This window comes from Bacteroides sp. 44_46 (genome assembly GCF_001915465.1).
In the GTDB taxonomy this organism is placed as follows: domain Bacteria; phylum Bacteroidota; class Bacteroidia; order Bacteroidales; family Bacteroidaceae; genus Bacteroides; species Bacteroides clarus.
The window spans coordinates 54,253-80,037 of record NZ_MNQO01000018.1; the positions used below are offsets into that span (position 1 = coordinate 54,253).

Annotated in this window: 13 protein-coding genes and 1 pseudogene; 1 reads left to right on the forward strand and 13 read right to left on the reverse strand. The window is 42.1% G+C overall.

Features of this window, described 5'->3' with window-relative positions; all coding sequences use genetic code 11:
• Positions 1 to 157: 157 nt before the first annotated feature.
• Positions 158 to 1,012, forward strand: coding sequence for a prolipoprotein diacylglyceryl transferase (gene lgt, locus BHV73_RS09915; protein WP_039950833.1), 855 nt, complete (start codon positions 158 to 160; stop codon positions 1,010 to 1,012).
• A 165-nt stretch (positions 1,013 to 1,177) separates the two neighbouring features.
• On the opposite strand, the gene mutS is transcribed toward lgt, so the two are convergent.
• From mutS to BHV73_RS09980, 13 genes and pseudogenes are all read right to left on the reverse strand, one after another.
• Positions 1,178 to 3,793, reverse strand: a complete 2,616-nt coding sequence (gene mutS, locus BHV73_RS09920) for a DNA mismatch repair protein MutS (RefSeq protein WP_278425197.1) — start codon at positions 3,791 to 3,793, stop codon at positions 1,178 to 1,180.
• Between the two features lie 274 nt (positions 3,794 to 4,067).
• Entirely contained in the window at positions 4,068 to 4,493 is a 426-nt protein-coding gene (locus tag BHV73_RS09925; RefSeq protein ID WP_009121961.1) for a DUF3836 domain-containing protein, read from the reverse strand.
• 244 nt (positions 4,494 to 4,737) lie between these two features.
• Positions 4,738 to 7,044 (reverse strand): glycoside hydrolase family 31 protein, encoded by a 2,307-nt coding sequence (locus BHV73_RS09930; protein WP_286738168.1) that lies wholly within the window; start codon positions 7,042 to 7,044, stop codon positions 4,738 to 4,740.
• 117 nt (positions 7,045 to 7,161) lie between these two features.
• Positions 7,162 to 9,318 (reverse strand): glycoside hydrolase family 97 protein, encoded by a 2,157-nt coding sequence (locus BHV73_RS09935; RefSeq protein WP_502686888.1) that lies wholly within the window; start codon positions 9,316 to 9,318, stop codon positions 7,162 to 7,164.
• Between the two features lie 299 nt (positions 9,319 to 9,617).
• Positions 9,618 to 11,255 (reverse strand): fimbrillin family protein, encoded by a 1,638-nt coding sequence (locus tag BHV73_RS09940; RefSeq protein ID WP_286738169.1) that lies wholly within the window; start codon positions 11,253 to 11,255, stop codon positions 9,618 to 9,620.
• Positions 11,256 to 11,279: 24 nt separating this feature from the next.
• Complete coding sequence (locus BHV73_RS09945) at positions 11,280 to 12,155, reverse strand: FimB/Mfa2 family fimbrial subunit (RefSeq protein ID WP_286738172.1); 876 nt, start codon at positions 12,153 to 12,155, stop codon at positions 11,280 to 11,282.
• Positions 12,156 to 12,158: 3 nt separating this feature from the next.
• Positions 12,159 to 14,325 (reverse strand): annotated as a pseudogene (locus BHV73_RS09950) (glycoside hydrolase family 97 protein).
• A 29-nt stretch (positions 14,326 to 14,354) separates the two neighbouring features.
• A complete protein-coding gene (locus BHV73_RS09955; protein WP_009121968.1) occupies positions 14,355 to 15,839 on the reverse strand; it encodes an alpha-galactosidase in 1,485 nt (494 codons plus the stop codon).
• A 61-nt stretch (positions 15,840 to 15,900) separates the two neighbouring features.
• Entirely contained in the window at positions 15,901 to 17,358 is a 1,458-nt protein-coding gene (locus BHV73_RS09960) for a glucan 1,6-alpha-isomaltosidase (RefSeq protein WP_148360093.1), read from the reverse strand.
• A gap of 12 nt (positions 17,359 to 17,370) precedes the next feature.
• Positions 17,371 to 18,846 carry a SusE domain-containing protein gene (locus tag BHV73_RS09965; protein ID WP_195621652.1) on the reverse strand — a complete coding sequence of 492 codons (1,476 nt, stop codon included), beginning with the start codon at positions 18,844 to 18,846 and terminating at the stop codon, positions 17,371 to 17,373.
• Positions 18,847 to 18,897: 51 nt separating this feature from the next.
• Complete coding sequence (locus BHV73_RS09970) at positions 18,898 to 20,763, reverse strand: RagB/SusD family nutrient uptake outer membrane protein (protein ID WP_087412213.1); 1,866 nt, start codon at positions 20,761 to 20,763, stop codon at positions 18,898 to 18,900.
• Between the two features lie 25 nt (positions 20,764 to 20,788).
• A complete protein-coding gene (locus BHV73_RS09975; protein WP_087412212.1) occupies positions 20,789 to 23,875 on the reverse strand; it encodes a SusC/RagA family TonB-linked outer membrane protein in 3,087 nt (1,028 codons plus the stop codon).
• 200 nt (positions 23,876 to 24,075) lie between these two features.
• Complete coding sequence (locus BHV73_RS09980) at positions 24,076 to 25,749, reverse strand: SusR-related protein (RefSeq protein WP_087412211.1); 1,674 nt, start codon at positions 25,747 to 25,749, stop codon at positions 24,076 to 24,078.
• Between the last annotated feature and the right edge of the window lie 36 nt (positions 25,750 to 25,785).

Below are 25,785 nucleotides of genomic sequence, written 5' to 3' on the forward strand. Positions count from 1 at the left end.
TTTTTATCACTCGGAGCGTAGCGCGGAATCTCCTCTCCTGATGTAAGGGGAAACGGGAGAAAAAGAAAAAAGGTTCTTCGCTGCGCGCTGAATGACAGACAGCCTTGATATAAGCCGAATTTCAACATTTACTTACTAATTTTTACTACTTATGAATATGCTGACTCTCCTCTCCATCAACTGGAATCCCAACCCGGAACTGTTCAACCTTTTCGGCAGCCTTCCAATCCGATATTACGGCCTGTTATGGGTTGTCGGTATCGCTCTTGCCTACGTAATAGTACACCGCCAATACCGCGACCGGAAAATCGACGAAAAGACATTCGAGCCGCTGTTCTTCTACTGCTTCTTCGGCATCCTGATAGGAGCGAGATTAGGACACTGCCTGTTCTATCAGCCGGATTATTACCTGAACCATTTCTGGGAAATGATACTCCCCGTGAAGTTCCTTCCGGACGGCGGCTGGAAATGGACGGGATACGAAGGACTTGCCAGTCACGGCGGTACGCTGGGACTGATTATCGCCCTCTGGATGTACTGCCGCAAAACAAAGATGCACTATATGGACGTGCTGGACATGATAGCCGTGGCCACGCCTATCACCGCCTGCTTCATCCGCCTTGCCAACCTGATGAACTCCGAGATTATCGGCCAGCCGACCGATGTACCCTGGGCGTTCGTCTTTGAGCGGGTAGACATGCTGCCCCGCCATCCGGCGCAGCTTTACGAGGCAATCGCTTATTTCATCTTCTTCCTGGGCATGGTCTACCTATACAAGCGCGGGCAGCAGAAGCGGGAGAAAGCTTCCCTACCCTATCACCGCGGCTTCTTCTTCGGCCTTTGCCTGACAGAAATATTCGTATTCCGCTTCTTCATCGAGTTCCTGAAAGAAGACCAGGTGGATTTTGAAAGGACAATGGCGCTGAATATGGGACAATGGCTCAGTATTCCGTTCATACTTATCGGAGTTTACTTCATGTTCTTCTACGGCAAGAAAACGGCAGGAAAATAACATTCCCGCAACACTAAAAAAGTTTCAAGGCATGAAACCGACAGTTCCACCTGAGGAAACTGAAAGTTCCATGCCTTGAAACTTCTTGTTCCACCGGGCGAAACACTTTGTTCCCCACAGGGGAACACTTCGTTCCATCCTTTGAAACAGAATCTATATCGCAGGCTACTTTCCTTTGACTATCCGTTTAATGTCATTCAGCTTATTCAACGCTTCGAGCGGTGTCAGGTTGTTGACATCGAGATTCAGTATTTCGTCGCGTATCTGGCATAATATCGGGTCGTCAAGCTGGAAGAAGCTGAGCTGCATACCGCCACGCGTCTCTCCCACCTCGGCCATCGGCTTGCCCGATATACCTTGCTGACGATTATCCGTCTCAAGCTGCTTCAAGATATCGTCGGCGCGTTTCACAATACTTTTGGGCATACCGGCCATTTTGGCTACATGGATACCGAAGGAGTGCTCACTGCCGCCGCGTTCCAATTTGCGCAGGAAAATGACCTTATTGTCGACTTCCTTCACCGACACGTTATAGTTCTTGATACGCTTGAAGGACTTTTCCATCTCATTCAGCTCATGGTAGTGCGTGGCGAAGAGCGTGCGCGCCTTGGCGCGCGGATGTTCGTGGATATACTCCACAATGGCCCACGCAATGGAAATACCGTCGTAAGTAGAAGTACCGCGCCCCAATTCGTCGAAGAGCACCAGACTGCGGGAAGAAAGGTTGTTCAATATGTCCGCCGCCTCGTTCATCTCCACCATAAACGTAGACTCGCCTACGGAGATATTGTCGCTGGCTCCCACACGGGTAAATATCTTGTCCACCAAACCGATATGCGCGCTTTCGGCCGGAACGAAGCTGCCGATTTGCGCCATAAGCGTAATCAAAGCGGTCTGACGGAGCAACGCCGACTTACCCGCCATATTGGGACCGGTGATGACGATTATCTGCTGCGTGCTGCTGTCCAGCATTACATCGTTCGCTATGTACTTCTCGCCTATCGGAAGCTGCTTCTCGATGACCGGATGACGTCCCTGGCGTATTTCCAGCACCTCGTCGTCGGAGATTACGGGACGGATATAATTGTTTTCGCGGGCCGCGGTGGCAAAGGAAAGCAGACAGTCTAGACGCGCTATCTGGTTCGCGTCAATCTGAATGGCGGAAATGAACTCGTTCAGCGATTGTACCAGCTCTGTGTAAAGCTGTGTTTCCAGTACCAGTATTTTGTCCTCAGCGCCGAGTATCTTCTCTTCGTACTCTTTCAATTCCTGCGTAATGTAGCGTTCGGCATTGACCAGCGTCTGCTTGCGAATCCATTCTTGCGGCACTTTATCTTTGTGCACATTGCGCACTTCGATATAGTAACCGAACACATTGTTATAACCTATCTTCAAGCTGGGAATCCCCGTCTGTTCGCTCTCCCGCTGCTGTACCTTCAAAAGATAGTCCTTACCGGAATAAGCTATCTGACGCAACTCGTCCAGCTCGGCATTCACGCCGGATTTTATCACGCCGCCTTTATTGATGAGCAACGGGGGATCGTTGTTGATTTCCTTATCGATGCGGTCACGAATGGCGCGGCAGATGTCCAGTTGCCCGCCAATGTGGTTCAGACTGGCGTTATCGGCATCCATACAGGCTTCCTTAATAGGCTCGATTGCCTGCAAGGCTACTTTCAAGGCAACCACCTCACGAGGAGAGACACGCCCCACGGCTACTTTGGAGATGATACGTTCCAGGTCACCTATCAAATGCAACTGCTCTTCAATCAGTTCCTTGAAGTCGGGTTGGCGGAAGAAATACTCCACTACGTTCAATCGCTCATTAATAGGCTGCACATCTTTCAGGGGGAACACCATCCAGCGCTTCAACAGACGGGCTCCCATCGGACTGATAGTTTTGTCTATCACGTTCAACAGGCTGCTGCCGCCGTCGTTCATACTGCCCATCAGCTCCAGGCTGCGCACCGTAAACTTATCCAGGCGGACGTATTTGTCTTCTTCTATGCGCGCCAGCGAAGTGATATGCCCTATCTGCGTATGCTGCGTCAGAATGAGGTACTGCAAGACAGCCCCCGAAGCAATGATACCGTTCTTGAGGTGTTCCACGCCGAATCCTTTCAAATTCTTTACTTCAAAGTGTTTCAGCAGCTTCTCGCGGGCGGTGGTTTCCGTAAATACCCAGTCTTCCAGCTCGAATGTAAAGAACTTGCTGCCGAAGTTACCCTCAAACATTCCCCGACGGCCACGTTCAAAAAGCACTTCTTTCGGAGCAAAGTTATTCAACAGCTTGTCCACATAGTCGAAAGGCCCTTCGGCGGTCAGGAACTCACCCGTAGAGATGTCCAGAAATGCCACGCCGCAAGCGCCTTTACCGAAGTGAACGGCGGCAAGGAAGTTGTTTTCCCGGTAATTCAGTACGTTGTCGTTAATGGACACGCCCGGTGTTACCAACTCGGTGATACCGCGTTTCACCAGTTTCTTGGTGAGCTTCGGGTCTTCCAGCTGGTCGCAAATGGCTACGCGCTTGCCTGCACGTATCAGCTTGGGCAGATACGTATCGAGCGCATGATGAGGAAAACCGGCCATTTCAATCGTTTTCCCTTTGCCATTGGCACGCTTTGTCAGGGTAATGCCTAAGATTTCAGAAGCTACAATAGCATCGGTGGAATAAGTCTCATAGAAGTCGCCACAACGAAACAGCATGACGGCATCGGGATGTTTCGCCTTCAAGTCAAGGAACTGTTTCATCATCGGGGTAAGGACAATATCTTCGTTCACAGCGGTATCTGTTTAGAGTTTTAATGTAATTTGATTAAGCAGGACAAAGATAATCCTTTTTTAGAAAATACGTATGTAGAGGGTTTAAATCCTTAGTAAGCCTTAACAAAGTGGGTATTTTTGCTAAAACGTGTTATAAAACACACTTTTTTATTTGTTTTATTTGGAGATTTCCCAAAAGTCCGTACCTTTGCAATGTGTTTTTCATAGTATTAGATTTAAGGTTAACAAAGGTTGGAGTACAGCGGTACTCCTTTTTTTATGCCTGTATGTTTCATTTCACACTTGCCAGCATCAAAGTAGCGTCATTGTGATTCAGTTCGTAAACGCTGGTTTCAATATTATCATTGTAAGCATTGTCCTTGGAGTTCCAACGGGCATAGCTCAAAGAAACCTCATCACCCGTATATTCGATATCCAGCTTGAAGTAAGGAACCCACGCTTCTTTTACACTGTCCCATTTGGAAGCTTCTTTGCTGATTACACGATTCTCATTGTCATAGCCATAAGTATAACGCAGGTGACGGAATAAATAACCATCCTCATTACGGAAGATTGTCCGGGCTGTTACCAGTTCGCCGCTCATTTCTTCGTTCTTTACGTAATCCGTAGGATTCATTGCATTCGCAGAGAAGTTTAATACGCTTGCCATTACTACCGCTACCATTACCACTGCCTTAAGAATTACATTTGTCTTCATAATCGTTATGTTTTTATTGTTATTATTAGTTTGAGTTATTCAGGCTTTCTTTGCCGAGCGCCTTCGGCTATATATAGTCAATTGCTGTGCCAAACTTATAAACGACTGATAATCAACGATTATCTAAAACAAAGCTGTGTTCATTTCCGAACAACTGTCCGCGCAAAAGCGAACATTATAAAAAATGCAACTGCCGAAAAATATCTTTCGACAATAGCGTATTCAAAAACAGATTTGAAGTTATCTATTCGAAAGAATAGATAACTTCAACTTTAACTCCTGTGGAGCATTTTATGGCAGGAACCTCGACCGTAGTACATCTTTTATCTTTGTCATAAACATACGATACAGCAGTATTACCGTTCACCTTTACGGATACGGGTGCGGCAGTATCAAATATCCGCAACGTATATGAACGTACAGACGCGCCACCCTTATAATTACCCCGACGTGCAGAAATAATATACTTACCTCTATTTCCATCAGCTATTTGTTTCAGAGCTGTTGTAGAGTACATAGTGGCATAATCACTATTATTTCCACTGTCTTCATATAAAGAACTTTCACCATCAGAACCGGCTACAATATTCAGGATTAGATTATCCGGACGTTCGGTAACATTCATTACAGTAGGAGGGTTGTAGGGTATGATAGCCCCTTGTCTGAAAAAATAGGGTATTTGCTCGTGTGTGAAATTCATAACCTTTTTACACGGTCCCTCAATAAGTTCATTGGTAGATACGCTCCACCATTTTCCTTCAGGAAACCAGATTTCCTTGGCACTGATACCCTCAACAGCAGCTTCAGTGATAGGAACTACAAGGATATCATCACCGAAAAAATACTCGTTCTCATAAACATAAGCTTCCTCACTCTCCGGATATTCATAATACAGAGGACGGCAAACAGATATACCGGTATCATAAGCTTTACGGGCCATAGTGTAGAGATAGGGAAAAAGCGAGTAGCGAAGCCGTACCGCCTCAAGCATCGTCGGAAAATTATCAAATTTCCAAATTCGACGTTCTATGCGTGCATCGTTTGTCGCATGCGTACGGAAAATCGGTGTAAACACTCCGAATTGTATCCAACGAAGTACAAGTTCCGGATCATTTACAATACTCTCATCTGTGAATGCATGTCCGCCAAGATCGTGCCCCCAATAGCCATACCCTACATTCGAAGCTGTAGCCGTAAAATAAGGTTGGAAGCCAAGAGTCTGAAAGTTTATAAGAGCATCGCCCGAAAAACCAATCTGATAACGATGGCTGCCCAAGCCTCCCCAACGGTGGAAAATTACAGGTCTGCGGTCTGTACGTTTTCTCACCATATCGTTAAAGAATATATGATTGCACCAGAATGTTTCACTCAATCCGTAAGTATCATTGCTTGTAAGATGTTGCTGCCAGTCAATCCACCAGAAGTCAACTCCCTCACTTTCGTGATTACGGATGATATTTTTAAAGAATGATTTTGTAAAATCCGTATAGTCAATGCTCCAAGAGATATTATCTTTTTTGTCGTTAAGATACTTACCGTTAAGTTCCGAGTTCATTGCCGCGAAATAGACAGGCGATTCATTCTTGTTTATACCGTCGGCAGGATGAAGATTAAGGGCAATCTTAAAATTATTATCATGAATATCCCGGAGCAAGCCCTTAGGATTCGGAATCAGATTGGTATTCCACGACCATCCTGTCCAACCACCTTTATCTCCGGATTGTCCATTTCCTACGTTCCAGTGCCAATCCATATCCAGAATCATTACATCGGCAGGAATCTTATTATCCTTGATTTCAGACATAATCCGGCGGTAGTCATCTGCCGAATAAGCAGAGTATTTGCTATACCAATATCCGAATACATAATCGGGCGGCAATGGTATCTTACCCGCAATTTTAGTGTAGTCGGAAATAGCTTTCTTATAATCATTACCATAACCCAGATAATAGATGTCAAGAGCATCCGTATCGGAGCGTTCCGCCCACCAGTCAAACTCCATATCCGCATTGGGCCGGAGAGCATAAGAACGCCCACCGTCAGAGCGTATGGCAGCCCATGAATCGTCTATGACAGCCCATCCGGAACGTGATATCAATCCGTTCTCCATTTCGGCACGCTTATTATCTCCATTACTTCCGTCAAGAGTGCGGCAGGTACCTTTAAGATTCAACGAATCTGATTTACCGGGATACCACACAGACTCACATCCATTGTTATCGATAGTTATGGTCAGATTTTCAGGAGACGCAGGAGTTGTCACCGGATTTGTACTTTTGCGATATCTCAACCTTACCTTATCGGTAACTATATACAAATACGTATTGTCTTCCCTCTTCCTGAAACGTGGCACCTTCAGTCTACGATTGGTTACGGTAAACGTAGCTTGGTCCTCAAATATACCTTTAGCACTGTATTCAATGCGAATCATCTCCGGTGTAAGAACAGTGAAGCGCGCTTTTCCGCAAATCACCACCGCTTCAGGATTGGCAACCGGATTATTATCGGACGCTGAAGTCTTTGCGGTTGCCAGCATTAGTAGGGCAACCAAACAAATAATTGTTTTCCCCTTTTTAAAATTCAAAAGAAACCCTTGCAACAAGGGTTTCTTTTGAGAAGAAGATTTCTTAAATCCATTCATTGGGCATTCAATGTTTCAATTAAAATATTATTTCAGATTCTTCACTCCTTTCATTGCAGCCTTATCCGTAACTTCCATGATACTGATAGCATAACCGCCACCCGGCGCTGCTTTCATTTTCAATACAGATTTGGCCGACACAATTCCTTTCCGAATGGTATAAGCTTGAGGATTAGTTCGATAATGGGCATCCTTACTGTCTTCATAGACAATGGCAATATACTTCTTATCCTTATCAAGGAAGTCCAACTTCAATGCTGAAATATGACCGTCCTCGTTACTGGTGCAGCCTACAAACCAATTATCCGTTCCCTTAGCCTTACGGGCAACCACAATATAACGTCCCGGTTCGGCTTCAAGATAACGGCTTTCATCCCAATCTACCGCTACATCCTTGATGAACTGAAAAGCATCCATAAAACGTTCGTAATTCTCCGGAAGGTCGGCAGCCATTTGCAAAGGGCTATACATAGTGACATACAATGCCAGTTGACGCGCAAGAGTGGAGTTTACATGAGAATGACTGTTGGGATTCAATTTATTCATATCCATTTCGAAAATACCAGGGGTATAATCCATCGGGCCGCCTTGCAGACGAGTAAACGGAAGCACAGTGGTATGAAAAGGTTTGTTACCGGCAAAAGCCTCGTATTCCGTACCTCTGGCAGACTCATTACCAATCAGGTTTGGATACGTGCGACAAAGTCCCGTAGGACGTACTGCCTCATGGGCATTAACCATGATACGATGCTTCGCAGCTTCAGTCACAGCATACAGATAATGATTATTAAGCCACTGTCCGTAATGATGTTCTCCGCGGGGAATCATATTCCCCACATAACCACTCTTGACCGAGTTATATCCATATTTATTCATCAGCTGATAAGCCGCTTCCATATGCCGTTCGTAGTTACGTACAGAGGATGATGTTTCGTGGTGCATCATCAGTTTCACCCCTTTTGAATGAGCATATTCATTCAGCATTTTAATATCAAAATCGGGATAAGGAGTTTGGAAGTCGAAAACATAATCTTTAGAATTGCCAAACCAATCTTCCCAACCAATATTCCAGCCTTCCACCAATACTTGGTCGAAGCCATGTTCGGCGGCAAAATCAATATACTTCTTTACATTAGCATTGTTAGCCGGATGGACCCCGTTGGGTTTCACCCCGGTATAATCCGTTTCATCGAGTTTCACCGAAGGAATATCCCAAGTATACGCCCATGGCTTTCCACCGGCAATCATTTCCCACCACACACCGATGTACTTCACCGGCTTAATCCAAGAAGTATCTTCATATTTACAAGGCTCATTCAGGTTAAGAATAAGATTCGATGCCAATATCTTCCGTGCGTCGTCACTCACCATCACCGTACGCCAAGGAGTATGGCAAGGACTCTGCATATATGCTTTGTTTCCTACCGCATCCGGAGTCAGCCATGATTCGAATATTAAATTCTTATCATCCAGATTAAGATGCATGCATGAATAATCAACCAACGCAGCCTCGTGCAAATTGATATAAAGTCCTTCGGCCGTTTTCATCTGAAGGGAAGTCTGCACACCGGTAGGCGAGAAAACAGTCTGCGAAGCATTACCGCTGACAGCGCCTTGCAGCAACCCGCGGATTTCGGAAAGTTTAGACTCCGTATAATCATATTCTTGTGTATCATAATCTCCCGGAATCCACCATGCAGTATGGTCACCGCTCATGGCAAACTGCGAATGCTCCTCCCTGACAACGAAATAGACTAAATTCCTCTGCTGAGGGAATTCGTAACGAAAGCCTATCCCATCGTCGTACACGCGGAAACGAAGATTCATAAAACGGCCGGTCGATGTTTGCTTCAGTTCCACCAGCAGTTCGTTATAATGATTACGTATATCCTTATTCTCTCCCCACACCGGTTGCCAAGTTTCATCGAACGAAGATGTAGAGGTATTTACTACTTCAAATCCCTCCTGCAAGCTTTCCTGCCCGTTCAGTTCAAGGCCCAAGGTACTGGGATTGATAACCTGAGATTTCTTGTATTGTAAAGAATAAGAGGGTTTGCCTTTTTCTTGCAGTTCAAAAGAAAGATGGACATTATTGTCCGGAGAAACCTGTTGGTAAACCTTGGTAGCATTCTGCGCTTGCACCGTCAGTGCCATAAACAACGCACAAGTTACCAATACTATCATTTGAAAAGTTTGTTTCATATTCAAAAGTACCTGTTTAAGTAAATAATAAATAAATCTGTATGATTTATCTGAATTCATATCACTAACTGACAGTTTGTATAACCTATGTCTATTCCTTGATTATACCTCCCCGCCCCTTTACTATATGAGCCTTTATTAAAAGGCTTTTAATAGTACAAAAAATATCCTCATTCATAGATTATTCCGTTAATATAGACATGTATTTATGAATGAGGATATAAGCTTTTTATAAAATCCTGAAAACTGTTATTTCACCCTGTTGATTCAGTTGTTGCTGATTATAATTTCTCTGCGGTTAATGTTACATTTTCCAATTCGGAAGTATTCAGAGTGAGTTTATAAGTACCGGTTTGGGCTTCAGTTACTTGCCATTTGTAATCTTTACCATTCTCCTGACGACAATCTACATTCATGTTACTTCCTGTTACAAATGGAGTATTTGCCTCAGGAGCATAATAATCATCATTAGTATTAGTATATTCTATTTTGGAGAGTATTTTAAAGTCACCCTCATGCAAGTTGATTATCAATTCATATTTATCGTTATCTATCTTTGTAAAATAGGGAGCTCTTTTCAAATCATAACCATTGTTTTGATTTTCACCCTCTTCCACTGATAAAACACTTCCAACCAAATAAACAACATCTAACTTTTCCACTTCTACTTTCATAGTTTCCACATTAACAGTGACAGTATATGTACCTTTTTCTTTTATCACCCACTTATTATCACGTTTAATGGATTCATTATCATAATATATCACAGGATATGCATTCATTTCCACATTTAATTCTACTTCTTTATTAGTTGTTCCATTCATATTAGGCATTAATTGTACATCTCCAATAATACTTTGTTGAAGGAGAGCAAATTTCATTTCTTGGTTATCATCTTTTACATTTCCTGTCCAAGTAAAGGTTTTCCCATCTTCGCTTTTCATCATTTCATACGGCCGTCCCCAATCCGTGAAACCACTTGCCAAGTATAATCTATCAAATTTCAATGTTCCAGGAACTATTATATTATCATCACTTATATCACCATCGTCCCAATTCTTAATGCTTACTCCTGTAATACTTACATTTATATTTCCTGAAGGAGTTGTTTCAAATTTAACTTTATAAGTATACTTCTTACCAGCTTCAAATGTAGTACTGTTACTAATCGTCGCATTAAATATTTTTTCATTCAATTGAAATGTCAATTTACGATCTTCTGCACTATTGTTTTCTTCATTGGGTAACACAATAGCTTCTGTAAAACGATAATTACTCAAATTCCAATATTTCATAACTATGTCTTTTTTTTCACTCCCATCAGCAATCAACAACTTATCATTCAAAATATCATACTGAATATCAGTATATTGATTGCCTATTGCAGCATATATACCATCGGTATTGACATCACCTTCTATTTCAAAAAAAAGTTTAGTCAAACGGTGTTTAAATCCAAGATTAATAATAGGAGTACTTTTACTTGCACCTTCTGCTTTTGCTGACATTAAATCTATACGTGGCTGCTCATCCTGATTAGCTAAATCCAACGATAATTTATTTTCAACTACATTTCCTTGCGGATAATAAGCCACTACATTCACAACATCATCACTTTCGGGAAAATAAGCCGTATTAGTTTCCCCGTCAGGAGAAAAATTACCATTGTTCTTATCAATTACTACATAACGATAATTACTTACATCACCTACTATGCTATTTTCTGCACTTACCATATACACACCGATAGCGTCCTTCTCATCCCAATGGTCATCTGCCGCACGTGTCATCAGCATATTGATATCACCATTTATTTGCAGTGGTACCCGTCTGCTATCCATTACCTGTTCGTCTATTTCATTGTTGCAACCTGCCATCATCAAAGCAGCCAGCATAACAAAACATGTGTTCTTTTTCATTGCTTAAGTCTTTAAAGTTCTTAATTATTTTAACCAATCTAAATCTCCTTTTTCTTCCACAACCCAATTTATGACATTACCGTTGAACCCACCTCTTCCTTCTATATCCAACGGCGTATTACCGCCTTCGTCAAGTTTAGACAATACTTCAGTAAGGTCGGTAGTTATTGTCTCAGTTGTTTCATCTTCTTTAGTTATCTCCACCGTCATTATCTGCCGCTGGGCTTTTTCTTGAGATACCCCCAATAGACGCACAGTACCTTTGAGCCGCATACTTGCCTCACCTTCTGCTACCGGTGACGCAGTAAAACTGACAGAAGCTTTAGCCACACTCAGCAGTTCACCGGTAGTTAGGTCTATACTCGAAACTACATTATCCAGCATACCTGTCACCGATTTAATACTCTCCACATCGGTATCCATTGTTATATTAACTTGACGTGTACGCTGTTGCATCTTTACAGTCAGCCGCAATGTATCTCCTGTCAAAGCAAGTAGTTCATCCTGTACTAAATCCTCCGAAACAGAAAATAAATCATCGGGATTACCTGTAACGACAGAACTTCCCTCACTCCTTGTAACGGCCGTATTCAGGGTAGCTATATTACCGTTAACACTAACTCCTTGCGGTTCATTATACGCCACCATGCCATAATCACTTGTGGAGAGCAATAAAAAACTATTTACATTACCGGTTACTTCCTGTGTCTCATTGCCTATACGCACCATATATTTCGCCGGTACTGCCGAAGAACATTCCGACCAATCTGCCGTAAGTTTTACCACAGTCCGCGCTTTCTTCATCGGTGCCGGTAATTCGTCTTCGGCACAACTGCCCATCACGCATAGTCCTGCCAAGAGAAGTAAAGCATTGAATTTACATAATCCTATTCGTCTCATTTTTCAATAAATATTAGTTGGTAAACTTTTCATTTTCCTTAACTCTGCTTTATCTTGCACTTCTATCAAACTAATGGCATAGCCTCCACCCGAAGCCGCCCTAAGTTTCAGTTTGGTTTTGGAAGTAGCAATCCCTTTGCGAATAACATAAGCCTGCGGATTTTTCTTCCAATCGGCATCTTTTGCATCGGCATAAACAGTAGCGATATACTTCTTACCGGGAATCAAAAAATCAAGTTTAAGATTGGATACATGTCCATTCTCATCGGCTGTACAGCCTACAAACCAATTATTTGTACCTTTGGCACGTCGTGCTACAGTGATATAATCACCCGGTTCGGCTTCCAAATACCTGCTTTCATCCCAATCTACCGCCACATCCTTGATAAACTGGAATGCATCTATAAAACGTTCGTAATTCTCAGGCAAATCCGCAGCCATTTGGAGCGGACTATACATAGTACAATACAAAGCCAATTGACGGGCCAGTGTAGTACGTGCCTGCTGATCCTTTTTATAACCGTTCTCGTAATAACTCAAATCTCCCTGAAAGATACCCGGAGTATAATCCATCGGTCCGCCCATTAAACGGGTAAAAGGTAAAATAGTAGTGTGATCCACCGGATTACCGCCCATTGATTCAAATTCGGTTCCACGGGCAGATTCCTGCGCCAACCAGTTTGGATAAGTACGGCACAACCCTGTAGGACGTACAGCTTCGTGACTGTTTACCATAATATTAAAATCCGCTGCGCGCTTTGCCACATGTATATAATGATTATTCATCCATTGCGAAGCATGATATTCGCAACGCGGAATTATAGGGCCTACATAACCCGTTTTTACTGCATTATAACCATGATTCACCATAAATTTGAAAGCATCATCCAATTGTCGTTCATAATCAGCGGCATTGGCAGACGTTTCATGCGTGCATCATTACACGCACCCCCTTTTCATGGGCATACCGTTGCAATTCATCTACATCGAAATCCGGATAGGGAGAAGTAAAACTAAACTGGCGATTTTTAGTATAAGCCGTCCAGTCTTCCCAACCTTCGTTCCATCCCTCCACCAATACGGCGGCAAAACCATGTTTGGCAGCAAAGTCAATATATCTTTTTACATTATCGGTATTGGCCGCATGACGCCCATTAGGAGTCAGTTTGCTATAATCGGTCACTCCCGGTTTTGCACGATTATAACTGCTGTATGCCCAATCTTTCCCTGTCCCGATAAACATCTCCCACCATACACCGATATATTTCATCGGCTTAATCCAAGATGTATCTGCATATCCGCAAGGCTCATTCAGATTCAGAATCAGCTTACTGGCAAGGATATTCCTTGCGTCATCACTTACTACCACTGTGCGCCAAGGCGAGAAGCAAGGGGTTTGCAAGAAACCTTTATCACCGTTTTTATCCGGTACCAAGCAGGCAGTCAAACAAAAAGACTTATCATTTACATTCAATTCCATAGCTGCGTAATCCACCAAAGCAGCTTCATGGATATTAATGTACAATCCGTTACTCCCTTTCAGCATCAGAGGCGTCTGTATTATCAAATCACCCGCCGATTTCGCTTCATACGACTTCATGGCCACGGATTGTTTAGGCATCTCTTCACGTATCTGAGAAAGAGGAGCTGTGGTGTAGGTAAACTCATTGGTGTCATAATCACCCGGCATACAAAAAGCCGTATAATCATGCGCCAAATTGAACTGAGTCAGTTCCTCATTGATAACGAACTTATTCAAAGTAGGTTGTTCGGGAAACTCATAACGAAATCCCAAACCATCATTAAAGAGACGAAAACGTATATTCAACGTGCGCCCGCTGAAACCTTGTTCCAAGGTAAGCAGCATTTCGTTATAATGGTTACGGATAAGCGATTGCTCACCCCATACCGGTTTCCACGATTCGTCCAATGAATCCGTCTGTACCGATTTCACACTGAAATCGTTCATTAATCCACGTTCATATTTAATATCCAATCCGAGACGACTCGGTGCAAGCACAGCTTTACCTTTGTAAGAAAGCTCGTAATAGGGAATTCCCCTTTCTACTCCTGTCTTCAGTAATAAATTACCGTCCGGTGAGGAAAGATTCTGCGCTTTCCCCACTGCTGCCAGAAGTAGAAATAACACTATATTAATTGTATTTTTCATATTTCTCTATCTATTCATAAGTGAGACAATCAGAGTTTGGTCAACCTCACAATCTTGCAGGCATGCGCCTCAAGTTCCACATTCAAGTTATCAGCTTCTCCTTCATCTGCATGTTTCCACAAGTCACGCACTTTCATCTTACCCTCAATACCTAAATCGGAGAATTTCACCGAACGAAACTGCTTGGAATCTTCGCGATTGAACAGGCCTATCACCCAGTCACCGTTTGTCATCTGTCCATACCATATCTGACTGTTCGTACTATTTAAAACATCGGATAAAGGTTTACCGGCAAAACCATCCTTATTCAAAGCCAGCATTTCTTCGTTCTGGCAAAACTTCAAATCTGAATTGGCAAAACTATCTCCCGGCACATCGGCAATCGCTACCGGACCACCCGCCATGAGTTGCAGAGAAATGACACTTTCCTTTTCCGCATCGGAACCGAATGTATTCAAGCGGATAAAGTCACCGTCCATAATCATTTTACCACGTCCGGAGTATTTAGACCAGTGCGTAAAGCCATCGAACATATTGCCACAACTGGGCCAATCTTCAAATACTTTGCCGCGATCGGAATTAGACACATGATGCCAGCCACCGCTCCACGTATCACCAACGATACGCGCCATATTACCATACTCGCGCTCCAGAGCCGCGTCCTCATGCATATTGGGCATTACCAACGAAGTAAATACACCGTATTTCTTTGCAGCCTTACAAATATATTGCAGAGCAAGCTTATAATTCTCTCGTCCGTACCCTTTACCTTTTATGGCATTCATACCGCGGTCGTATCCGTTTTCATAATAACAAAGAAAGTCCATACGGATAAAGTCCACACCAAGATTCTTATAATATTTAAAGAAGCCATCGATGTACTCCTCAGCGCCTTTATGACTTGCTACTACCCACCAGAAGCCATCGTCGGCATCAGGATAAAGTACATTATCTTCACCTTGCTTATAACGCAAATCCTTGAAAGTAATATTATCAGTACCCTCTATAATGGTTTCTTCCGGACCATGTATCCACAAAGGATTGTCATAGACACCCAATTTCAGTCCCTTAGCCTTGCACATTTCCGAAAGTTTCTTCAGTTTTACCGATCCGTATTTCGTCATATATCCCGTAGGATCGGGCTCGGAAGTACCATCCATCGCCATAAAACCATCCGTACAAATCATATTGTAACCATAAGGAAGCAGATTTTCCGCCACATAGTCGATTATATTCTGCCAGGAACCTTCAGACATATCAATAGCCTGTCCTTGCCCACCGGCATTGACCAATTCTTCATTTCTGCGCTCCAATTTCCAACAGTATTCATAGACACTCCAATAGAGAGGGGCGTTATAAGTATGTATTCCTTCCGTATCAGCGTCATCACCGGGAGTTATCACGGGATCATCGGGAATCATATCCGGTGTCCAACCTGTACCCTTATCCTCGCATCCTCCGAAAAAGAATGTCAATGCCATCAAAAACAGTTTCATATTCAAATTCTTTATCATATCATTATTTTTACCTGAATTTCTCAAACAAGACAATACTTGTTTTATTATACTTTCATTATTACTCAGATTTTGTCAGCCGTACAATCTTGCAAGAACGCCCGGGAATCTTATAACTCAAAGAAGCTTCAGCTTCCCCCTCATCCTGATGTTTCCACAAATCACGCACTTTTACTTTGCCCTCAATACCTATTTCAGAAAAATCGAGTGTACGGTCATATTCATTATCTTCTTTATTGAAAAAACCTACGATATAGTCTCCGTCGGACATCTGTCCGTACCATATTTGATTTTTTGCATTCCACAAATCATCCGACAAAGGTTTTCCTACAAATCCGTCTTTGTTCAAAGCCAGCAATTCTTCATTCTGATAAAACTTTAAATCACCGCTGACAATCGTATTATACTGATCGGCTACGGCAATCGGACCACCCGCCATCAGTTGCAAAGAAATCACGCTCTGTTTTTCACCTTCCGTATCAAATGTATTCAAACGGGTAAAATCAGCATCCAGCACTACCTTTCCCCTTCCCGCAATGTGCGACCAACTGATAAGGCCGGTAAACATATTAGAGGTAGACGGCCATCCATTGGGATTGAACCATGTAGGGCCATTGCTTGCAAAGTGTTGCCACCCGCCTTTCATTGTATCGGCATCTACCCGAATCATATTACCATATTTCTTCTCCAACTCCGCATCATTTTTCAGATTAGGCATCACAAGCGAAGTGAATACCTGATACTTTGTGGCGGCCTCGGAAATATACTTCAGCGCGAGTTCGTATTCTTCACGTCCATATCCTCTACCGGGCATTCCGCCGGCACCATCTGCCGTTTCAAACAGACAGAGGAAGTCCATACGGATAAACTCTACTCCTATTTTCTTATAATATTTAAAAAAGCCATCAATAAACTCCTTAGCACCTTTATGGCTGGGAACTATCCAAGTAAAGACATCCCCTTTATCCGGATAAAGAACATCATCTTTGGCGGAATTGTACACTAAACTCCCCACTGTAATACCTTCCGTACCTTTTACTACCGTTTCATACGAACAGTGTACCCATAACGGATTATCATAAACACCCAGTTTCAAACCTTTGGCCTTACATTTAGCTACTAAATCCGTCAGTTTTATACCGGCATAATGGGTCATATACCCACCCGGATCAATACCGGGATCGTTTGTCATTGACATAAAGCCGTCCGTACAAATCATACCGTAACCATAAGGCAGAAGATTCTCCGATACCCAATCAATATTCGCATCCCAAGTCACTTCAGGCATATTCGTATTACTACCGGCCTGTTCGGCTACCCAGGCATACTCATATACACTCCAATATAAAGGAGCGTTCAAACTGATAGGTGCATACACCTGTTCATCGTCATCATCATCATCAGACGGCAAATTCTCGTCAGGAATCATATCAGGCGTCCATCCGGTTCCTTCATCTTGGCATCCCCCAAAAAGGGATGCCACAATCAATAAAAATTGTATAATAAATATTTTTATCATAATTACCTGGTATTACGGTAGTTTTTCAAATTTAACTGTCATATCTATCACATTCAGAGATATCTTATATTTCCCGGCTTCATCCACTCTCCACTTATAGTCGTTCTCATCTGTATTATCAGGATAATTTTTACGTACCATTTTCAGGGCATTGGTAACTGAAGTACCATTTACCTCAGGCATCAAATAATCACACTCAAAACCTTCAGTATTACTCAGGGGAAATTTTATTTCTCCTGAGTCGAGATGTCCTTCCCATACAAACGTACCTTCCTTTTCATCCGGATTATACAGGAAAGCTATTTTAAATGGTGTATTCCATTTGGTTACAGTAGCGTCACCCGTCATCCAAACAGCTTTAATAGGGAGATTATCAGGTATTTCTATTTTCGGTTTCTTTTCAAATGTTATTTCCATCAGATAAGTATCCAAAATTATTTTATAACTGCCTGCCTGAGATTCCGTAATTTTCCATTGATAATCATGAGTTTCTACTTTTTCTTTCTCTACATACTCCATAGTATTATCACCGCCAGGCTCTGTATCATGCGTCTTCGGCATCAGATAAGGTATATTCCAATCCTCACGTAATTCCAACGGAAACTTTAAATGTCCTCCATATAAATCCCCTTCATAAACAAACTGTATATTATTAATTTTCGTCAATCCAACCGCATTCATAATAGTCCAACCTGCCGGAGTAGCATCACCTATCGCCCAAACTTTTTCATATTTATTTTCCGGATATTCACTTGCAATAGTTAATTTCTCCACATCGACAGTAATGAAATAATACCCTTCCGTATCTATGTGGAACAATGTTTCCGTACCATCATCCGTTTCATTATAAACCAATGTATTGTTATCGGCGCCTCTTGTATAAGAAGGTGTCAGACTTGTCCGGCTCTTTATGAACTTAAAGTCACCTTGCTTCAAATGTCCGCCCCATTCATATTTTTGTTCGGAAAGCACCTCATTCATTTTAAGCGCTTTAGTTGCATCCATCCCTTCAACGGCGCTACCTACAATGAAAAGATCTCTTGCCGCAATATAATAACCTGTCACCGAAAACTGCACCTTGGATATTTCCGGTTTCATATATACACTGCCTCCTGAAACTTCAGCTATGATTTCTGCCTCTAACATGGCGGTTTCTCCCGCTGTTACCTTCCACCCGCTCAATAAAGCGTTCATTTCCTTGTGCGTATAACTGATACTTTGTACACCTTCCGGAATTTCTACTTTTGCGATGGAAGTCTCAAAGTTATTATCGGCCATATCCATCTTAAAATAATATGTGAGTTTCGTTCCTTCTCCTCGATTGGCAGCACTTCCCCATGTAAAGGATATTGCTTCTTCATTACCCAAATCCTGATTCAATACCACATCACTCGAAGAAACTTTCAGTCCCATCGTGTCTTGTGGGGAATCCAAAGTTATCCGCTCCGTTTCATCTTGACAGCCCATAATTACGAAGGGTAATGTCATTAGAATATTTTTTATCGCATTCTTCATAATAATCAATTGCATTTTTAACCGTTAATTCCAATAAGGGCTTTGAACAAGTTTATCATTCTTATCTATTTCCGACTGATGGATAGGGAACCAATAATAGGCTTTCTTGTATACCCGTTTTAGATAAGGCGTACGTACATAGAAAGAAGAATTATCTTTTCCGCTGAAATTCATTCCGTAGAAATCACCGTTCAATACATTTTCCGCTTCTTTCCAACGGCGAAGATCATCATAACGGATTCCTTCACAGCTCAATTCCACACGACGTTCGGCACGAATCAACTTGCGCATTTCCGCCTGGTCGTTCAAATCAACATGAATAAAATTATCATCCGTAGCACCTGTGGTATACTGACGAATGCCCGCACGTTCACGAATTTTATTCAGATAGACCAAAATGTCTCCATTACCCGGATCGGATTCGTTCAATGCTTCCGCATAATTCAGATAAGCCTCGCCCAAGCGATAGACAATACCCGGACGATACTTATAAGTACCCTGTTTTACATTTAAGTCCGGAGAGATTTTTTTACGTATCAAATAACCATTTTGCGGAGCATCATGGGTATGCGGATTGTCGGCACTTCCATTGAAAAAATTAAATACACGCTTCTCCTGTGTGAAATAAGAGTTATTATAGCTCACCGTAACATAGAAACGAGGCTCACGATGACAATACATATTATAAGTATTTTTATTGCTTATCGCTCCTCCGTTCACTTCCGTATCCCACACTGTATTATCACGCGTTTCATCAGAAACAGAATAACCTGTTTCCACATATTCGGAATTATCATCATTGATAGGCAGACCGTTTTCCATAAAGAATGCATCCACCAACGACTGCGTAACGCCTAAGCCGCCGCTACCGCCACTGGCAGCCGGAGTAGCATGTTTTTCATATTCTCCATATTCCGAACCACCGGGACGTGCAAACAGAATTTCAGTATTTCCTTCGTCATATCTTGTCAGGAAAAGATTTTGATAAGACATAAACGGGTCTATTGTACCATCATCATTCTTCTCCGTATACAATTTATGTCCGGCAGCTTCAGCGGCATCAATCAATTCTTTACAAGCCTGCGCCGCATACGCCCATTTAGTCTTGTCGGCAGTAGTACTGAAAAGATTCTCGCCGTCCTTATTCTTATGATTTGCATAATCAGGATTTCCATTTACCAACGGACTGGCGGCAAAAAGTAACATACGGGCACGTACTGCAAGACACATGATAGAAGTAGCGCGGCCGTATTTACGTGCTTCGGTATATTTGGCAGGAAGAATTTCGGCCACTTCCTTCAACTCTTTATCCACCCAATCCACCACTTCATAATAGGGGCGTTGTCCTTCCATTAAATCCGCCAAATTAAAGTCTGTCGGCGCTATATAGTTCGGTTTGAAAGGAACCGGACCATACGTATTTGACAGCAGATAATAATAATAAGCGATCATAAACCGCATCTCCGCTTTCATATACGTCACTTCAGTAGCACTGATTCCCTGATCGGGCAGCGGATGTACGTTTTCTATAAAAATATTAGCCTCGCGTATCAGCTGGGGCAACCGTGACCAATAGTTACCGTCCCAATCCGTAGAAGGTGTCCATTCGCCCAATAGCATCGGAATTACTTTCCAATCCCATTGCCGCCACCGTTCAGAGGCCGTCATATCATCACTGAGAATATCCCATCCTAATTTCCGCGCGTATCCCCAATAAGGATCGGGAACATGAGAATATACATTGGCAAGCCAACCCTCTGTACGGGTTTTATCTTCGAATACCATAGGGAGTGTCAGTTCCGTATCTGATTCTTTATCCAGATAATCGACGCATGAAGTCAAGAGTTGCATACCCAAAACTCCGGTTATAATATATTTAAATAGTTTCATAATATGATTGTATAGTTGGTTATCATTAAAAATTCAAGTCAAATCCCACCATCAAAGAGCGCATGGACGGATATTTCAAACCGTCGACGGTATCCAGTTCAGGATCCCAAAGTTTGAATTTGGAAAGATAGAACAGATTGTTACCACTCACAAAGAAGCGGATGCTCTTGGCATGAATTTTACGCGTAACAGACTGAGGAATACTGTAACCCAATTCTATTGATTTCAGTCGCAGGAAACTCATATCTTTCTTCCACCAGGTAGAAGCACGGTTATTATTGGTATTCGTACTCTCTGATAGACGAGGCCAGAACACATCCTGCGAAGGATTCTTTTCTGTCCAGCAATCGGTATAATTATCGTATACATTACCCAATACGCCTTGTCCGCTCCCCGGAATAAAATAATCGGAACCACCGATAACGCGATACGCATCTGCAGAGCCCTGGAAGAAGAAGCTGAAATCCCATTGCTTGTAATTCAGGTTACCACCGAAACCGTATACCATACGCGGATCTTTTGTTCCGCCTATATATCCTTCATCCGCTTCCGTAATGACCCCATCATCATTCATATCGACATATTTGATATCTCCCGGACGTACCTCAGTTCCTAATTCAGGTTTCGGTATACCGGGTTTCAGTTCCCCGTTTATAAAATCATCTTCCGTAAAAAGGCGTTCTGCCTGCAATCCCCACAGGGTATTAATGGAGCGTCCCGTAATGGAACGGTAAGTTCCTTTGACCGATTCCGGCTCGTCTTTCTCCAATATCTCATTTTTAGCATAAGTGACAGTACCTCTCAGGCTCATTGCCCAATCATCATTGAACCGTTTGTTGTAAGTTACCGAAAGATCATATCCCTGATTATTCACTTTACCATAGTTGGCATACGGATTAGACACGAAACCTGCTTGGGTAGGGATGGTAGAACGTTGCATAAAAATACTGGTACGTTTTTCTTTAAAGAAATCCAGTTGTACATCCAACTCGTTCCACAACCCCAATTCAAGACCGATATTCATTTTAAGAGCTTTTTCCCAAGTCAGATCGGAAACCCCTACTTCACCTTCCTGAATACCTGTGTAATAGTTGCTATCGGTATATCCGAAATGATAACCGCTGGAATTACTGTTAATGGTAGTGATATATGCAAAACGACGACCGCCGATATTATCATTACCTACCGAACCGACAGAAGCTCTCAACTTCAATTTTGTAATGTCTTCCTGCAAATTCCTCATGAAGCTTTCTTCTGAAATCAACCAACCGATGGCTACGGAAGGGAAGAAACCGAAGCGCTTGCCTTTTGCAAAGTTCTCCGAACCGTTGTAACCGAAATTAAATTCACTGATATAACGGCGGTCGAAAGTATAAGAAAGACGACCGGCGATACCTTGTGTACGATTAGGTTGTACATCACCCCAGTCATAGCTACGCTGGTTGTATAAGAAAAGCGCATCGAGCGCATGTTTGTCAAAAGTACGGTTATATGTAACGGCAGCTTCCAGATAAGTACTTTGGTTTCCGTAATTGGCGTTACTTGAATGGTCTAAAAACTCACTACCATAACTCAAAATACTGTGTACCAATTCTCCTTCATCATTACGCGACTTGGCCACACTGTAATAATCAGGTTCCTTACCGCGAGTAACAAAATTCTCATTATATGTATCGAATGCAAACGTCACTTTCATTTTCAGCCCCGGAGTAATCATCTTTAAATTCTGTTCCAAAGAAAAAAGAGATTCCAGCTTACTTTTTCCACCGCGGTAATAACCGTTCTGCGTATTCATAGCCCACGGGTTTTTACGGGTATTGCTGACACGAGGAATGGTACCGTCCGAATAAACGGCAGGATGTACAAACGGCGGAGTCTCGAAAGCAGCTTGAAACAGTTCATCCGTGCTACTTCTCGATTTACGAAGATTCTGTAAATAACCTCCCACATTGAAACGTAAAAGCGTTGTTTTCGTCAAATCCAAATCCACATTGGCACGAATATTATAACGGTTCAGTTTGCTTTGCGTATCGTAAGGCAGTGTTTTATCAGACCCCATAATTCCGTTTTCATGGTAAAGAGAAGCTGTCAATGAATAGCGAAGTATTTCCGTACCGCCGGATACTGTCAGATTTGCACGCGTAGAATTAGCGTAATCCTTGGTTATCGCATCTATCCAGTCTACATCAGGATATAAATCTTTATCATATCCATAATAAGTCTTCAAAATCTGGTCTTTCGTAAACAGCCTTTTGTTCGGATCGGACTGAAGCGTATTCAGCAAACTCATATATTCGGCAGCTCCTATGAACTGAGGAAGCTTTGTAGGAGCCTGAATAGATTGCTCCACACGTAAATTTACGGAAGGAGCAGATACCGAACCACGTTTGGTATTAATCAAAATAACACCGTTGGCACCTCGCACACCATACATGGCGCTGGCCGATGCATCTTTCAATACTGAGAACGATTCTATTTCCGCCGGATCGATATCATTCAAACTACGCTCTACGCCATCTACCAAAACCAACGGAGACGTATTTCCGCTGAATGAAGATATACCACGAATCCAAAAATTTGAGTTATCATACCCGGGCTCTCCCGAAGGCTGTACGGCAATGACACCTGCCAGTTGTCCCGCCAGATTATTACTCATGGAACGGGATGAACCTACCTGTAATTTCGCAGGCTCTAAAGTTTGTACGGAACCGATAACCGAGAGTTTCTTCTGATTACCGTATCCCACAACTACCACTTCATCCAATGCTTCTACATCTTCCAATAAAGTAATATTAAAATTGATATCATTACCAACCGGAATTTCCTGAGTTTTAAATCCTACATAGGTGATGACAAGAATACTGCTTTTATCAGGTACTTCAATATAAAAATGACCGTCAATATCGGTAATAGTCCCCCCTGAAGAACCTTTTACCATAATATTTACACCCGGTAAAGTGTTTTTTTCTTTGTCGATGACAGTACCACTGACACGGATACCTTTTTGCTGCTCGATAGTCTCACTTTCGGAATATGGAGTCTCCGCATATAACGGAAATACATATACCCCGCAAAATAAAGAACCTACAAGCAGTGTTTTCTTTAAATTCATAGTAATTACATTTATTGGTTATTAAATGATATTATAATCAGTCCTTGTTATAATTCAAAGGCTGATGTAAAAATCATAAATTAATCTAATACAAATAAATATATAAGATTAAAATACAAAGATAGTTTACTATCAAATACCTGAAAATCAAATATTTGATAGTAAGATCAAGACATAAAAATATAAATGCCGTACAATACTTAAAAGGATGTAATCTGCATAATATTTTCTTCAAAATGCTCCGGATTCAGCGATTTCAGCCTTAACCGCGAGCGATAAGAATAGATGGTAGCTTTAGAATAGCGTAAAAAAGATGCAATGCGTTCACTATCGGTGATTCCCAAACGAATCAGAGCAAAGATACGCAGTTCCGTAGTCAGACGACCCTCTTGCTTAGGCACAATGGAGTCGTTTGCAGATAACAATGAATTGAATGCTTTTACAAAAGACGGGAACAGGTGCAGGAAAGTTTCATCAAAGGTATTATAAAACGCTTCGAGTTCCTCTTCGATAATGACGGAAGATTTCAATGTTTTAAATAAATCCTCAAGTTTACCGGACGCCGCTTTTTTATTGAGCATTCTGCGGTAATTATCCATCTTGTCGATGTAAGAAGAACATTCTGTCATAAACTTGGTAATGTAAAGCTCCTTAATATTGTTAGCTTCCGAAAGCGACTGGTTCATATCCGACAATGCGTGATTGGTTTCATGGAGCTCTTTATTGGCAGATTGAAGTTGTTCGTTTACAGAATTAAGCTCCACATTCAACTGTCTTAACCGTTCATTGGCCTTGTTCAGCTCGCTTCTTGCCGCCGATAGTTTTTTTATTTGCCGCCGTACATAAATTACCAAACCGATAAGAAACACAGACAATATGCTGATACATGCCAATGCAATCATCATCTGTTTCTTTTCTTTCTTCGTTTTGACTTGATAGGCATTATCGATAATAGGCAATGTTTGTGTCACTTCAATAGTACGCAGGCGGGCATTACAGAATGTAGCATCATCCAACGAACGGCGCATATAAATATATGCCCGGTTGATATCGCCTTCTTCATAGAGGATAGTGGCCAATCGGCGCAGCGAAATATATTCTTTTACTGCCCATTTCATATCAGCCATTGCAGAGACAATCAAGTATTTCTTTTCTTCTTCCCTGTTTCCTTGTCTTCTGTAAAAATCGGATATGGAGTAGGCCACATAGGCTACATCACGGTTATCAGGATCCAGTTGGCGGTAAAAATCGAGTAATATCTGCAATCCTTTGCTATAATCTCCCTGTTCCAACAATCTGTCAGCACGTATATAAACATCGGTAGAATCATTTTTCTGCATAATCGAATCTTTATAAAGCATGGCTTTTGCCCGATATTCCTTGCTTTGAGACTCGATAATGGTATACTTTACCATAGCTTCATACAGTGTATTGTAAATGAGGAAATAATACCTCTCCAGATATTCTGCCAGCGTAGCCCGGTTAATATTTTGTAAAATATCCGATGCTTCTTTATACATACCGCCCTGTATCAGCACATAAGCCATATTCAATCTTGAATCGTCAATGTAATCCTGGCGATTCATCTTATAGGCAGATACCAGTTTTTCCTGCGCATAATGAAGTGCGGAATCAACCACATAAGAAGAATATTCATTGAAAAGAAAGTTCTTCAACTGATAGCGTTCTTCTTCCGATGCGGTTTTGCGTAATTTTGATTTTACGTCAGAAATACGTCCCTCGCGAATATCAACATATTTCTGTTGTTCAGCCACTACTCTATCCAAATCTTCCAAAGAGGGAAAAGCGGTGTTTTGAGCCTGTCCAGCACAGAAATGTAACAATATCGATATGAAGAAGATGATTCTTTTCATTTTTATAGGTTTTTCAGCAACAAAGATATGAAATTT

What these genes read in the sequence shown, in the direction of transcription:
- lgt (WP_039950833.1), top strand. Translation starts at nt 158, where the DNA reads ATGCTGACTCTCCTCTCCATCAACTGGAATCCCAACCCGGAACTGTTC.
- BHV73_RS09925 (WP_009121961.1), bottom strand. Translation starts at nt 4,493, where the DNA reads ATGAAGACAAATGTAATTCTTAAGGCAGTGGTAATGGTAGCGGTAGTA.
- BHV73_RS09935 (WP_502686888.1), bottom strand. Translation starts at nt 9,318, where the DNA reads ATGATAGTATTGGTAACTTGTGCGTTGTTTATGGCACTGACGGTGCAA.
- BHV73_RS09940 (WP_286738169.1), bottom strand. Translation starts at nt 11,255, where the DNA reads ATGAAAAAGAACACATGTTTTGTTATGCTGGCTGCTTTGATGATGGCA.
- BHV73_RS09945 (WP_286738172.1), bottom strand. Translation starts at nt 12,155, where the DNA reads ATGAGACGAATAGGATTATGTAAATTCAATGCTTTACTTCTCTTGGCA.
- BHV73_RS09955 (WP_009121968.1), bottom strand. Translation starts at nt 15,839, where the DNA reads ATGATAAAGAATTTGAATATGAAACTGTTTTTGATGGCATTGACATTC.
- BHV73_RS09960 (WP_148360093.1), bottom strand. Translation starts at nt 17,358, where the DNA reads ATGATAAAAATATTTATTATACAATTTTTATTGATTGTGGCATCCCTT.
- BHV73_RS09965 (WP_195621652.1), bottom strand. Translation starts at nt 18,846, where the DNA reads ATGACATTACCCTTCGTAATTATGGGCTGTCAAGATGAAACGGAGCGG.
- BHV73_RS09970 (WP_087412213.1), bottom strand. Translation starts at nt 20,763, where the DNA reads ATGAAACTATTTAAATATATTATAACCGGAGTTTTGGGTATGCAACTC.
- BHV73_RS09975 (WP_087412212.1), bottom strand. Translation starts at nt 23,875, where the DNA reads ATGAATTTAAAGAAAACACTGCTTGTAGGTTCTTTATTTTGCGGGGTA.
- BHV73_RS09980 (WP_087412211.1), bottom strand. Translation starts at nt 25,749, where the DNA reads ATGAAAAGAATCATCTTCTTCATATCGATATTGTTACATTTCTGTGCT.